The sequence below is a fragment of the Bacillus infantis genome, assembly GCF_020171945.1.
GTDB classification, from domain to species: Bacteria; Bacillota; Bacilli; order Bacillales; family Cytobacillaceae; genus Bacillus_AB; species Bacillus_AB infantis_A.
Genome location: NZ_JAIVAP010000006.1, coordinates 1 through 13,406, shown reverse-complemented (window position 1 = coordinate 13,406; position 13,406 = coordinate 1). Strand labels below are relative to the sequence as shown.

19 protein-coding genes and 1 pseudogene are annotated in these 13,406 nt (G+C 43.2%); 2 read left to right on the top strand and 18 right to left on the bottom strand.

Annotated elements, in window-relative coordinates:
• Window positions 1–2: 2 nt before the first annotated feature.
• The 3 genes from LCM00_RS11090 to LCM00_RS11080 form a co-directional block, all read right to left on the bottom strand.
• Window positions 3–374, bottom strand: coding sequence for a GntR family transcriptional regulator (locus tag LCM00_RS11090; RefSeq protein WP_224901567.1), 372 nt, complete (start codon window positions 372–374; stop codon window positions 3–5).
• A gap of 193 nt (window positions 375–567) precedes the next feature.
• The gene (locus LCM00_RS11085) at window positions 568–1,074 is read right to left on the bottom strand and encodes a DUF5662 family protein (protein ID WP_224901565.1); all 507 of its coding nucleotides are present in this window, start codon (window positions 1,072–1,074) and stop codon (window positions 568–570) included.
• Window positions 1,075–1,429: 355 nt separating this feature from the next.
• Window positions 1,430–1,795: a hypothetical protein gene (locus tag LCM00_RS11080; protein WP_224902248.1), complete on the bottom strand. Its 366-nt coding sequence runs from the start codon at window positions 1,793–1,795 to the stop codon at window positions 1,430–1,432.
• 181 nt (window positions 1,796–1,976) lie between these two features.
• Between LCM00_RS11080 and LCM00_RS11075 the strand changes: the two genes are divergently transcribed.
• The gene (locus LCM00_RS11075; RefSeq protein ID WP_224901563.1) at window positions 1,977–2,990 is read left to right on the top strand and encodes a DUF3231 family protein; all 1,014 of its coding nucleotides are present in this window, start codon (window positions 1,977–1,979) and stop codon (window positions 2,988–2,990) included.
• 287 nt (window positions 2,991–3,277) lie between these two features.
• Here the strand turns inward: LCM00_RS11075 and LCM00_RS11070 are convergent, their stop codons facing one another.
• The 14 genes and pseudogenes from LCM00_RS11070 to LCM00_RS11005 all read right to left on the bottom strand — a co-directional run bounded on the left by LCM00_RS11070 (window position 3,278) and on the right by LCM00_RS11005 (window position 12,128).
• Window positions 3,278–3,508, bottom strand: coding sequence for a hypothetical protein (locus tag LCM00_RS11070; RefSeq protein WP_224901561.1), 231 nt, complete (start codon window positions 3,506–3,508; stop codon window positions 3,278–3,280).
• 235 nt (window positions 3,509–3,743) lie between these two features.
• Complete coding sequence (locus LCM00_RS11065; RefSeq protein ID WP_224901559.1) at window positions 3,744–4,166, bottom strand: HIT family protein; 423 nt, start codon at window positions 4,164–4,166, stop codon at window positions 3,744–3,746.
• 35 nt (window positions 4,167–4,201) lie between these two features.
• Window positions 4,202–4,420: a hypothetical protein gene (locus tag LCM00_RS11060; protein WP_224901557.1), complete on the bottom strand. Its 219-nt coding sequence runs from the start codon at window positions 4,418–4,420 to the stop codon at window positions 4,202–4,204.
• Window positions 4,421–4,552: 132 nt separating this feature from the next.
• Window positions 4,553–4,819, bottom strand: coding sequence for a SunI/YnzG family protein (locus tag LCM00_RS11055; protein WP_224901554.1), 267 nt, complete (start codon window positions 4,817–4,819; stop codon window positions 4,553–4,555).
• Between the two features lie 103 nt (window positions 4,820–4,922).
• Window positions 4,923–5,609, bottom strand: a complete 687-nt coding sequence (locus LCM00_RS11050; RefSeq protein WP_224901551.1) for a DUF5694 domain-containing protein — start codon at window positions 5,607–5,609, stop codon at window positions 4,923–4,925.
• Between the two features lie 129 nt (window positions 5,610–5,738).
• A complete protein-coding gene (locus LCM00_RS11045) occupies window positions 5,739–6,587 on the bottom strand; it encodes an AraC family transcriptional regulator (protein WP_224901548.1) in 849 nt (282 codons plus the stop codon).
• Window positions 6,588–6,671: 84 nt separating this feature from the next.
• A pseudogene (locus LCM00_RS11040) lies at window positions 6,672–7,180 on the bottom strand (GNAT family N-acetyltransferase).
• A gap of 155 nt (window positions 7,181–7,335) precedes the next feature.
• A complete protein-coding gene (locus LCM00_RS11035; RefSeq protein ID WP_404802153.1) occupies window positions 7,336–8,361 on the bottom strand; it encodes a serine hydrolase domain-containing protein in 1,026 nt (341 codons plus the stop codon).
• Window positions 8,362–8,442: 81 nt separating this feature from the next.
• On the bottom strand, window positions 8,443–9,234 hold the full coding sequence (locus tag LCM00_RS11030; RefSeq protein WP_224901545.1) for an alpha/beta fold hydrolase: 792 nt from the start codon (window positions 9,232–9,234) through the stop codon (window positions 8,443–8,445).
• 68 nt (window positions 9,235–9,302) lie between these two features.
• Window positions 9,303–9,617, bottom strand: a complete 315-nt coding sequence (locus LCM00_RS11025; RefSeq protein ID WP_224901541.1) for a hypothetical protein — start codon at window positions 9,615–9,617, stop codon at window positions 9,303–9,305.
• A gap of 118 nt (window positions 9,618–9,735) precedes the next feature.
• Window positions 9,736–10,467, bottom strand: a complete 732-nt coding sequence (locus LCM00_RS11020; protein WP_404802156.1) for an alpha/beta fold hydrolase — start codon at window positions 10,465–10,467, stop codon at window positions 9,736–9,738.
• Window positions 10,468–10,475: 8 nt separating this feature from the next.
• Window positions 10,476–10,913 (bottom strand): GNAT family N-acetyltransferase, encoded by a 438-nt coding sequence (locus tag LCM00_RS11015; protein ID WP_224901537.1) that lies wholly within the window; start codon window positions 10,911–10,913, stop codon window positions 10,476–10,478.
• Window positions 10,910–11,395, bottom strand: a complete 486-nt coding sequence (locus LCM00_RS11010) for a helicase (RefSeq protein WP_224902243.1) — start codon at window positions 11,393–11,395, stop codon at window positions 10,910–10,912. Before LCM00_RS11010 ends, LCM00_RS11015 begins: the two co-directional genes overlap by 4 nt.
• A 184-nt stretch (window positions 11,396–11,579) precedes the next feature.
• A complete protein-coding gene (locus LCM00_RS11005) occupies window positions 11,580–12,128 on the bottom strand; it encodes a TVP38/TMEM64 family protein (protein WP_224901535.1) in 549 nt (182 codons plus the stop codon).
• Between the two features lie 124 nt (window positions 12,129–12,252).
• Between LCM00_RS11005 and LCM00_RS11000 the strand changes: the two genes are divergently transcribed.
• Window positions 12,253–12,546: a YesK-like family protein gene (locus tag LCM00_RS11000; protein WP_224901533.1), complete on the top strand. Its 294-nt coding sequence runs from the start codon at window positions 12,253–12,255 to the stop codon at window positions 12,544–12,546.
• 56 nt (window positions 12,547–12,602) lie between these two features.
• Here LCM00_RS11000 and LCM00_RS10995 read toward each other — a convergent pair.
• Window positions 12,603–13,406 (bottom strand): ISL3 family transposase (locus LCM00_RS10995; RefSeq protein WP_224901528.1); only part of this gene is annotated, 804 nt, incomplete at its 5' end.

Genomic DNA, 13,406 nt, shown 5'->3' with positions numbered 1-13,406 from the left:
AGTCACTCCTCATATAAAATCTTCAATAGCTGCTGAAGTTCATCCAATGAGAGACCAATTTCCCGGCCGTTGGTTATAACCGCTCCCAGCTGTTCCTCAATGACCTTCAGCTTCTTTTCCCTAATGACCTCTAAATTCTGTTCGGCGACAAAAGACCCTTTGCCAACAATTGAATAAATAAAGCCTGCCTTCTCCAATTCCTCGTAAGCCCGTTTCGTCGTAATCACACTGATCTGCAGATCCTTAGCGAGCTGGCGTATAGAAGGCAGCGCTGCCCCCTCCGGCAGATCCCCCGCTAAAATCAAGGATTGAATCTGTTTAGTAATTTGTTCATAAATCGGCTCCTTGCTACGATTGGAGATAATGATTTGCATGGAATTCCCTCTTTTTCAACTATTGTATATATACTATATACACATTATATACACACTGACAAAACCGTGCAACCATTTTTTGGGCGAGGGGGTCGGGTTCCCTGGCTCACTTTTCAAATCCGCTACCGCTTTTCTTTCCTGCATTATATTTAGAAACAGCAAAAAAGCTGCCTTGCGGGCAGCCTTTTCCAAGTTAAATCACGTCTCTATTTTTCCGCTTAGCATCCTCTGCTGTCTTCTTCATCAATATAACTTCCAGTTCCTTTTTCGTATCAGGATGCAATATAATATTGCCGCTCAGGTCCATAGCAGAAGCTTTCACCCTTCTTCCCCATCTCCTCGAAAACGAACGCCAGTCACAAACCATTTCAAGAAGATATTTTCTGGGCATAGGCAGGGCTTGTTTATTTTTCGGATCAACCACCCAGTGTTCCCAATGGTGCTTGTTCTTGTGCTGATGGTGGAGCCAGGCATATTTCCACTTTAGTTCATCTGTGGAGTCCTTTTGACCTTTATAGAAAAACTTCTTAGCATACGGCAGAAACTCCTGCGGGGAAAATTTTGACCAATCGTGGATAATTCCCTGCAGGAATAGTCCTTCTTTCCAGCACTCGATTAGGACATTGAGTTTATGTTCCAGTATATACAATGTGTTTTTCCAGACTGCCTGCAGCACGATACTTCCCCCATCCAGCTTCATCAGTTTCTTCTTGAAATCTGGAACTTTAATTTGCCTCTAGACCTCCTTACCAAAGACGGTTCTAAATTAAAGTTCCACAAAAAGGATGGGAATCCTTCTGCTCAGCGGATCATTGTGCTTTATTTCTCCATAAAACAAAAGCCAGCATCAGTATCAGTACAGGAGCTAAAGCAACCAGCCTCCAGCCATTTTCAGCTCCAAGGAAGTAATAAGCTATTGGAATTGATGTGATAAAGCTAATCAGCAGTGAGAGCTGCGATCTCCCAAATAGACCATAGAGGAGAGTGATAATACAAAGGATTAATGATATTTGCCATAGCAACACAATCATAGGAAACACCCACAGGCAGTTAACTTATTTATTGAAACAGTCGTCAATGGCTTCCACCGCCAATTCCAATGCTTTGAGTCTTCTATCAAGAAGCGTCCTTTGAGGACTGCCTGCCTTTAACTTGTCATATGTGTTCTCAATGGATGGGAATAATCCTATAAGGACTTGGCGGGCTTCTGTTAATTCTTCCGAAGAGTAATGATGGGGTTTTTGATTCCATATGTATTCCAGGGTATCCAGGCCGATACAAGCGGCTTTAAATCGTTTCTTTACTAAATTTGTATTTGCACCTTTTTCAGTCATTTGGGCCAATGCCTTTTCGAGTTTTCGAATGGTTGATTGAAAGGACTTTATTGCTTCCAGCTGATCTTCAAAGGAAACCTTTTCTATGTTGATCCTCTCCTCTCTGTGATGATCTTTTTCTTTCCACTCCCGCACTAAATTTTACCATTAAATAAGGCGGTGTCACAGGTTACTCTGCCCTTAAAGCAGAATTGTATTTCCTTAATTGGATATTCTAGAAATTAATACATAGTCAAATATAGGGATATTTGATTAGGAGGTATCTTGCATGGTTCTGACAAACCCTTTAAATGTGTCCGAAATAGGTTCGCTTTGGCAGACATATCAGGAAAAAACCTTGATTATGAGGTTTTTGGAATACTTTCTTGAAAAGGCAGATGACCCGCAAGCAAGAAATATTCTGGGCGGATTATGGCAGGAGCTTGATTTTTATGTAGCTGAGATGGAAAATTTATTTTCTGAACAGGGGATGGTTAAACCTGTGGGCTTCACATCAGAGGATGTAAACCTGGAGGCCCCCAAGTTATATGACAATGGATTTGATATCATGTTTGTCCGTGTATTAAAGGAAGTTAGCATGGGCCTGTATACCCTTGGCTTAAATATGACCTACAACAAAAAGGTAATGGCCATTTATGAGGGACTCACAACTGTCACTCAAAAAATCTATAAACTTTCAACACGTTATTTACTTGAAAACGGAATTCTGGCTCTTCCTCCCAAAATGACAATGCCAAAGAAAACAGAATTTATTAAAAGCAAAAAGTACATGGAAGGTTTTAAGTTAATTGGTGAAAAAAGGCCTTTATCCGCCCTGGAGGTTGGGATACTTCATCACAATCTTGAAGTTAATAATATTGGAATGCAGTTAATCACAGGCTTTGCTCAGTGCGCCCAAAACAAAGAAGCCAGGCAATATTTTTTAAAAGGGAAAGATCTTGCTAAGAAACAGGTCAAAGTTATGGAGGAATTGCTTCTGGAAGGGGATGTCCACCTCTCCGCGACTTCCGGTGCAACGGTAACTGCATCAACAGTTCCTCCCTTTTCTGACAAGCTGATGATGCACTGCATATATATTCTTAATGGGTTTGGACTGATCGGTTCAGGCACAGGGGGATTTTTCAGTTTAAGAAACGATTTGGCGATGAAAACACTATTGCTCGCAAAAGATGTCTATTTCTACGCTCAGGAAGGGATTGACATTAAGATTAAAAATGGCTGGTTCGAGGAACCCCCGCAAATGGAAAACCGTTCCCAAATCATCAAGAAAGGACTTGAATAAAGGGAATGGCTATAGAAGATATTAATGGTAGTGCCGGTTCTTCCTGGCACTAATATTCTTGTGGAGGGATAAATTTTGAGTACACTCTCAAGCTTAGTTAAAAGGATTATTACGCTGCTCATAAAGATCGAATTCTTTATGGATACATTTAAGCACAGGCTTAATCACTTAATGAGAATGCAGCCTTTAACATAAGCAATAAGTATCTCAAGACTATTATGCTTCCACATTAATACAGAGAGACAGGTTTCCCGTCTGCTTGGGACAAGGAACCTGTCCCTTCTTTTTCATGTAAACCAAATCCTGGATATTTGCAGTGGGTTGATTACCGATTTTAATCTGCCGTCAGGATGATACAGCTTAATAGAGTCCATTTTTTTAAAATCATGCGATGCTTTTTCCATATTGTCGAGCAAAATCTTTGTTTCACTTTTATCCAGTTTAAAAGATAGGGACTGCCCCGACAGTAAAATCTCCGCCTTCACGTTTCCCTTTGGGTCGTGGTTTTTATTATACATTTGAAAGTCCTCCCTGTGAGCCAAGGGGACAGGTCCGCTGGCCCGTTTCGCACGGAACCTGTCCTATGACTTTATATATATTCAGTCCTTGCCGTATGCATACAGATGTGATCCTTGCTATTCTGCAGTTCAGTCCTTACTTCTCCAGCGACTACTTCCGCTGATTGCTTTCTTTTCTCTGTATCATATCTTTGAGCAATCTGCCAAACACGTTGTTTTCCATTAGCGCTCTCCTTTAAGTGGCCAATGGGGAAGGTCTAAGCCCCCTTTGATTTTCTTTTCCTTTAAACATATACCTGATTCCTTTACCTGCAAGAGGCTCGTCCCCATATCTTGGGATCACATGAAAATGGGCATGGAAAACATGCTGCCCGGCAGCCTCGCCGCAGTTCCAGCCCAGATTGTAGCCTTGAGGCTGATGCTTATCATCCAAGTACTTTTTGACATCCTGAAGGAGACTGTACGTTGCCTTCCATTCTTCTTGTAATAGATCAAAGGCAGTTTCCCTGTGTTTTATCGGAACAATTAATCCGGCGCCTTCCAGCTGGCTTCCCTTTATTTGACTCTGCCCCAGCTGTAAAAACAGACAATGTTCATTGCTCATGATAATATTCTGATCCGGCTCGAGTTCCAGCCTGCAAAAAATACAGTTTTCCATAATTGATCTCCTCACTTTTATCGGCAAAACTTATGTCAGCTAACCGAAAACCACCACACAACAAGCCCCATGCTCACAATTCCCCAGACTGTCGTCAAAATAATCCACCAGACTACAGGCCGGGATGAGACACTGCTGCTTTCCCCATCTCTTTTTAGCGAAGCGACCCTGTGTTCCATATTTTTCTTCATAGAAACAAGCACCGCAAATCCGCCTATGAAAAAACCGAAAAGAACCCAGAATAGTAAATCCACATTTCAGCCCCCTTTTCAAGTTGTGAGCCATAGGGTCAGACCCCCTGGCCCATTTCAGCTGTGATTGCACATATGAGTGCCTGCCCGCTTATTAAAGAACTTCAACAGAAGAAGCGTCAATCCTCCTTGAGATCAACGCACACAATTATTCACCAAAGCTAAGATATTTTCTTTTATGCCGCCCATACTCGTAAAAAGTATATAAGTTTCTTTCTCTGTTTTAATGACTACTCTGTCTGTATTGCCGGATGGAAACCCAATTCTTATGGCTTCCTTTTCCTGCCCGGCATATGTATCGTCATTTGACACTTCCGTAATAGCCGATAACGGTATTTCAGTTTTATTTAACAGCCAGCTTATCTGCAAATTCCCATTCTTCTCTGCCACTTTAACTTCCATCGTTATCCCTCCTGTTAATATATGTATACGGATAAGTGCCAGGAGAGTTTCATTTTTTGAGCCAGAGGGACAGACCCCCTGGCCTCAAAACTGTATCAAGAAGTTATCCCTGCCTTAGATAATCCCCCGCAGCCTCAACATTAAATAACCCGCTCTCCCTTGCAAACTGCAATAGCAAATGGAGATGGGCCGCACCATATAGTACAAAAATCCGTTCTTCATTAGAATCCACTAAGTTAACCAGATTTTTATAAATTAGCAGATTGGGATAATACCAATACTTCGCTGTCCAAATAGCGCCCGCCGGGTTGCTGTTGCTGCCTGTCAGGGACATCTTCATATAAAGTTCCTGCCCCCTGGCAATATTCTGAGGATCATTATGCCAAAGCAAATAGTCTTTTATGGAATGATTCTGCAAGTATGTATTTGCTTCAGAAGTGATTTTCTGCCCTATCTCTGTAAATGCCTTATACTCTTCTGTATCTTCCCATTCACTTAAATCCCCCAGGTCCGGAACACCATCCTCATCCTGATTCCAGTCGACCGCATGTACCTGTCCCAAACCGCATTCCTTTGCGAGCCTGAATCCGACTTGATCGACTTCATTAACGGTTAAGGCATAGTCTTCATTCAAATAAGAAGCATATTCATCATTTAATGCTTCTTCGTTTTCCTGCAGAACTTCCAGTGCTACCTTTGTCGGATTAAATTTCTTTAAACAAGTGACGACCTCCTGGATTTCTGCCTGTCTTTTATTCGATAAAATATCTAATTTGTCCGTGACATACATATCTCCATTGTCTATGCCTGCAAAATGGTCCGTTCCGAAGATTAACAGAGTTGGCTTGATAGAACCCCCTCCTAAATATATTTTTAAAGCAGAGAAACAGGCCGCATACAGCTTGGCACAATAACCTGTCTATTTAGCTATAACCGGCACCCACAACTCGCTGTTCGGAACTCTATCAGGCGCCAAATAATTCTCAATGCACGGCAAATCTGCCAGTTCGTAACCTGAAGCAGGCAGCCATTCGGTGTAAAGGCGCTTCCATGCTTCAGAAACGTCAGGGAACACCGCCCAAGTACCTGCAGGAATCACGATTTTCTCCATTTCGCTTGCAGATTCACCAGAATAACGGCAGCCCATGAAATAATCGAATTCCTCATCTGTAATGGCAGCCTGTTTTCCGACTACGCCCAGTATCCCTTCCAGCTTGCACTGGGGATTTTCCCAGGACAGATCAATAAACCGCTGCAGCAGGCCAGTTTCGGTTGCCTCTTTCCACAGCCCAGGGATTGTTTTGAAAGCATCCTCCGTAACCACCTTCCTCTTGACTCCCGCTATTTCAACATCAGTTTCCAATACTTCGATCCGGTAATCCATTTCCACGTCCCCTTTAATTGAAATTTGAAAGGAAAGCCTTGGAATGGCTTTTAGCTTAATTCCCTTGTTCCTGGCCGCAGATGGAGTAATCCCATGAAGATTTTTAAAAGCACGGCTGAAGGCATCCGGGGAATCATAGCCATAAAGAAACGCCAGATCAATAACCCGGACTTCAGGGTTGTTTTGGAGCTCGAATGCCGCCTGTGATAAGCGTCTCCGTCTGATATAGTCTGATAAAGATAATCCGGTCATTGAAGAAAACATCCTTGGAAAATGGTAACCCGAACAGCAAGCTCTTCTTGCTATTTCTTTTCCATCTATTTCACCTGCTAAATTTTCCTCAATATAATCCATTGCTCTATTTAATCTCGAAAGCCAATCCATATTCAACCTCCTTTCCTGCTTACTATATCTTAAAAAGAAAAGCTGAATCCGCCATTCCCTGTGCGGAAAAAGACGGATTAGAAGTCATACTTGTATCCAATACCTCTGAACCGCCCCGCCGCTGTCTGGAGAAATGACCTCATTCTCCAAAACCCCGCCAGCTTTCTGAATGGTCCTGGCTGAAGCTATATTCGCTTTATCACATGTGACCAGCACTTTTTCCAGCCCCAGTTTTTTTGCTTCAGCCAGGCTCAGCTTCAGCTGTTCAGCGGCATATCCTTTGCGGCGTTCAGCCGGATGTATGCTGTAGCCGATATGCCCGCTCTCCACCAGCAGTTCTGGTGTAAGCCGATGACGGATATTAATCAGTCCGACTGCTCTATCATCAACCATGCTCAAGAACTGTGTCGCAGGGACCCGATTTGGCGCATCTCCCCTTTTTCCTGGCTGATGACTTTTTCAAGCCATTCCTCATATTTTTCATAGTTTTGCAGGGAAGAGCCTCCATAAAGATGTTCTCCCGAGTCCAAAAATGCTTTTCGGTAACTCATTAATTGATCTTCATGTATCTGTTCAGGTCTTATTAATTTCATTATGATCAGCTTCCTTTGCTGTTTTTCCAAAAAATGCATATAACTCTTTTCGCTGCAGGGCGGCAGGTTTCCTGCTTGCTGTTGGAAATCACGAGAAAAAGGGACAGGCCCCTTTCCCAATTTGGAAAAGGAACCTGTCCCTGTGTCCTTCCTGATTACTTTAAACGCAATATTGCACCTTCAATTTCCTTCATCACATCGTATGCCCCTTCCGATTGGTTCGAGCACACAACAACCTTACTGCCGTTTTGAGGATAGTAGGCGGAATGGAAGCTGACGCCAGGGTCATAGCCCATAATATGATACTTTAAAATATCTTCCATATTCATCTCAATCCACACGCCATAGCCATAATACTGATCTTCCTCATCGGTTTGCACAGAAGGGGTGAGGAGTTTTTTCGTATAAACATCTCCTAAAAGCTTATGATGGAGCAGTGCATCCCATAACTTATCCATATCATTGACGGTGATGTATGCCCCGCCATCTGAACCGCCTTTTGCGGGCAGCGAATAGATATTGGTCTTCCAGCTTCCATCAGAGAAATCGATATATCCGGCAGCAGTGTTTGCGGGCAAACTATCAAACTCAAAATACCCTGATTCTTTCATTCCTGCCATATTGAATATATATTCTTGAATATAATCTGCAAAAGACAAGCCGCTGGTCTTTTCAATAATTAAGCCGAGTAAAATATACCCTGCGTTATTATAATGAAATCTTTCTCCAACCATTAGCTTCATCTGCTGGTCCTGGAAGAGGGGCAGAAAATCCTCCAGTGTCCTTATTTTGTACATAGGATTATGAACCCACAAATCCTCAAAGTCCTCCATGACCTCTTCGTCAAAATAATCGGGGATACCGGAAGTATGTGTCAGCAGATGATGGATTGTTATAGATTCATCGAAAGAAGGAAATGAAGCATCCAGACAATCTTTTAACTTTGCATCAAAAGATAATTTGCCGCTTTCCACCAGCTGGCAGATGGCGATCGCTGTAAACAGTTTGCATCCAGAGGCTATCCCAAATCGGGTATTTGCACTGTTTTTTATCCTTTCAGAACGGTTGGCATAGCCAAAGCTCACCTCAGCCAAAACGTCCCTTTCCCTTTTGGCAAAAGCTGTACCCGAGAATCCAGTTTCGTCCGCTGCAGCCGTAATGCGTCTTAACATCTCATCCATGTTAAGCTTCCTCCTTATTGAGCCAGGGGGACAGGTCCCTCGGCCCGCTTGGACTCAAGAAACCTGCTCCTATGCCTATTCTCAGTCCTTCGACTCAAGCCTATCCAGCCATTCATCAGCTAAAGCGTTAAATACATCTTCCTGCTCAATCTGCAGATTGTGGCCTGCCATATCTAGAACTGCAAAAGTTGCCCGCGGATAATCCTCTATCAGCTCCCAAGTATCACGGTAGCCGGTAATATGGTCCTGCCTTCCTGTGATAATCAGCGCCGGGCAGTCAAGTTTAGCGGATATATCGAAGCTAAAGCCGTATCCATTTGTCTGGATTCTCTCAAGGAACTCTGCATTTGCCAGTCTGGAAGGAAGCAGAATTTCTTTTTCGAACCTTCCCCATTCTCCCTCGCCCTGCACGACCCCAACTGAACAGAACTCTTCGGCATCTTCTGGGGACAGGCATGAGATTAAGCTGCTGTCCTTTTTTAATACGGCATGCTGCGGCAAGGTTCTGCCTGCAGATTCAGCTATGGCCACCGGCGCCAGCAGCATAAGTCCGCGGACACGATTTCGCCTTGAATAAGCGACTCCTCTCGCCAGATAGCCGCCATAGGAATAGCCGTAGACTGCAAACGGCCCTTCAGGAATGATATCGTCCAAAAGCTGCAGCACAGCTTCCAGCATATCATCCGAGTTCTGTATGGAAGTCTGCGGCAGAGACTGTCCCATCCCCGGCAGATCTATATAGATTCTCTTACAGCCGTCCCGCTTTTCGAACAACGGCTCCATTGCATGCATCATCACTCTGTGGTCAAGTGTCCAGCCGTGCAGCATGACGATGGGAAAGCCTTCTCCTATGGTTTTATGGTACATGGACATAGTTGTAGTTCTCCTTTTCCTAATTAAAAGTATGTAAGAATCTAATTTGTCTTGAGTATTAAAATTGGTCAGAAAAACACAGTCGCTGCCACAAAGATCACAGCAACCGAAATAGCTGGCACTACAAACAACACAATCGGCAAAAAGAGTATTCTCCAAACTAAGGGCAGATCAATATCCTTCTTTCTTAAACTGAACAGCATCGCGATAAGATTTATAATTAAAAAGGGAGCGAACATCAGGATATCTGTTAAAACAGACTCCTTCCCGGAATCTGATGAGAATGCTGCCATTGTTAAGGAGAAAAAGTAAACAGGAATAGAAAATAGATTCACAAGCAAATAGTACTTGGCCAGCTTTTTGATTAGGTTCACCCCCTTCATGTCAGCTATATAAACAGTTCTATATCAGAACGCAATCCCCTCTTTTATCCAGATATCTCTGCCCGCAAAATAAAAAGGACATTCAATTATATAGAATCAACGTCCTTTTAAAAGATATTTATCCGCAGCCTTGCAGATCAATGAGCTTCCTTACAGCATCAACAATCACTTCAGGCTCATCCCGCTGTATATAATGAGCACTGTTTTCAGCAATCACCAGTTCACCATGCGAGGAAATCTCCAGCAGTTCCCGCTGCATATCGTTCCACAATGCCTGTGATTCAGCAGAATAGTAAGCCTTCTTCCCGGCTGATAGAACAATGAGCGGCACATCTAACCGGCGCCTCGTATCCTTCAGCTGCTGGAGGCTTTCCATAAACTCATCATAATTGCCTTCCCGGACGAATTGCTTATGATAGGCTTCCTGAAAATCCTCCGGCATTGTCGGGAGAAATCTCTCCCTGTATTCTTCAGGCGTCGAGTCGATCAGAATCAGCCCGCATACTTCTTCAGGATATTCTGTTGCATACATCCGCATATTCCCGCCGCCAAATGAATGGCCGACTAATAGATATGGCGGGGCAATCCCTGCTGCCGTGAGCAGCTGTTTTAGTTCCTTTACCATCTCGCCGCTGGTTCTCGGGCTGGAGCTTCTTTCACTTTTTCCGAGCCCTGCCCGGTCATAGGTGAAGACTCTCGACAATGTTGAAAGCTCTTCAATTACCGGGTCCCAGGCTTTTGAATGGTCGCCATAGCCTGCTTCCAAGATGATGGTTGGATTTCCGTTGTTTTCGCCCATGTTTCTTATAAATAGTGTGCAGTCTTTTATATTTACAAACTTTTCTTTCATAAATTTATTTAATCCTCTCGTTTCCATTCATAAAGAATATCAGGCAAATTTTCTTCGTTCACGGTGCCCCGGCCAATAATGGTGAATCCGTGCTTCTCATAAAACCGCTGCGCATTCTTATTGATTTCAAATGTATACAGGTTTAGCCTTCCGCTCGACTGTTCTTTTGCCCTGCTGAGCAGTGCTGTTCCTATTCCTATTCCCTGATAATCAGTATGAATATAAAGCTGGCTGATTTCAATGTCATTATAGGCGATGATTCCGGCTACTTTTCCTTCCACCAGCGCCAGTTCGATCCGAAACTGTTCAGCCAGTATATTATTTAAAAAATACACATGGTCCTCAAAGCTGTGAATTTCCTTTTGGCCAATTGCCTTCTCCTTGCTGTCTCTCCACATTTTCACGGTCTCGGAGGCATAGTGCGGTTGATACGGGATCATTTTCATTTCTTTTCTCCCGAGGATGGTTCTGCAAAAATAAAATGATCATTGGGATCCCAAATATGCAGGTAATCCGCAATATAACCGCGCAGCCATAAGGCGCCGTCCATGCTTCTTAGATAAAAGCCTTTCGGGAAATCATGGTCATCTGTCAGTACGGCTGAAGCAATGGTGATGGAGCCGGAAGGTGCCTGATGCCGCTGAGATTCTGCGGATAACCCTTCAGGCTGATCCAAATACTGCAGCCTTATATAAGGACCCAGCTCCAGCGGACACAAACTCAGTCCAAGTTCACCTGCTCTTTGAAAAATCTGGTCCAGAGGAGCTCCCTGCTGAAAACCAAGGCTCGCCACTGTCAGTTCAATGGTTTTAACCTCGTACCTTTCAGCGGAAGCTGTGTACAGATCATCAGCAAACAATCTCTCTCCATACTCGTTCATCAGGATAGAGGCTTGCTGCAATCTCTGGAGAAGCTGTTGCTTTGTCATGCCGCCCGCTTCTATCGTTCTTTTTACAACAGGGCAATCCGGGTATATTTTGAGGCTGTTAACGGACAATGTGATCACTCCTAATCATTGCTTTGTATATTCATATTCAATGCAGCAAGCCTATTTCCTTTTCCCATTCTCCGGAAAAAAACAAGACAAGCGCTCAAATGGCGCTTGTCTTGTTTTACCGGGTACGAAACTTCCTTGAAACATAAATGAGCAGAATGCCGGCAATTGCGATTGCCGCTATTCTCCACTCCCATTCCATATTGATAATCTGGTATACGGAAAAGCCTTCAATCAAGATGGCCGGTATTTTTCCAAGGGTGCTGGCGAGGAAAAATGTAAGGAAACTGGTTTTTCCAATTGATGCAATGAAGGTGACAAGACCTGACGGCACAAAAGGAAGAATCCTCAATGCGAGGATCAGGGAGAATGCCTCCTTGCCATCGGCCTCCAATAGTTTCTGTACTTTGGGATGGGAAAGGCCGCGCATATCCTTTAGCCTATGAAATCCTTTTCTGTAGAGGATGAAGGCAGCAGCGGCACCGATGGCCTCACCTGCAAAGGATACTGTGATACCTCCCCATAAACCAAATACCGCCAAATTCGCGGCAGTCAGAAAAACACTCGGTACAACTCCAAGCAGACTGATGATAATGTTGATTACAAGGCTTAGCAGCAAGGCTATATGCGTATATGACTCAAATAAATCAATGATCATTTCCTTCATACTAAATAGGCATTCCTTCCCGGCTTTTTATAAGGATGTTTTCGTAAACTTTGTAGCTTTTTTGAAGAAAATTACTATAATAGTACAACTAATTGTAAACTGTGTTTGTTCAGGAGGGAAAAGTATGGCAGGCTTTAGAGTTTTTATCTTTATTTCATTAGGAATCAGCACTTTATTGGCAGTTGCATCTATAGTTCTAAAAAATTCTAAAATGAAAGACAAGTACCTGAGAGGAGGCTTTTCAGCTCTAATCATAATCAGCATAGCCATCGTTATTATTAGTTTGTTTATCGGCGGCTGGAGCGGTATGGGATATGGATTTATTGGCATTTGCATGTTTATTGGAACTATTTTAAACGGATTTATATACTGGCTCATAAACTCTATTCGTAATCGAGATAAAAAGCCTTATATGTAAATTAACTTTATAGGTTCTACGTCAAATGTTGGGGGGAGGTCCAAAGGGCTTCACCCTTATCCAATATGCACACCCAATTTTTTATACTTGTGAGTTAATAAGATTTTGGCTCGGAAACGCTTAAAGCTTCTAAAGCCAAATGCATTTCGTTTCATGACTTTTGTTAAGTTATTGAGGCCTTCTAAAAAGCCATTTGAATAGTTATAGCTAAAGCTATTTAGTATTTCAATCTGCCAGTTTTTAATTGTCTTGGCAGCTTTCATGAACTCAGGAATGCCCGCCTGGGCAACGTCCTCGTAGAAATTATAAAGTGACTCTTTGGTTAGGAGAATCTTTTCCTCACCATTTAGCTTTGCTTCGTCAAACCATCGACAAAACTGCTCTTTTAATTCATACGCCAATTTCAATTCAGGGGACATATCTAGGTATCTGCGAAGAAGCCATTTGTCTTCCTCCGACAGCTTATTTGACCTCTTATAGAATACATGGCGACCCCTCTTGCATTTCTTCCGGTCATAATCATGCCATTCCGCCTGAACCCTTCTTCTGACCCCATCCAATGCCCAATAGATGTACCTGACGAAGTGAAAGCGGTCAGCTACAATAACTGGCTTTCCGAGCGCCTGTTGGACAGCCGCCTTGAAGGACGGGCTCATATCCATGACAACCACTTTGACATTGGCTCCATACTTCCTTAAGTATTGCTTGATTGTTTTCTTATAACGATTCTCAAGGATATCAATGGGTTCACGAGTGACCCCATCAGCGATGATAAGCTGGTACTTTCCTTCTCTTGTATCCCCTTTATACTCATCAATCGCAATGACTTCCGGCAGTTCTTTCGCTTCTTCGTTCACAGT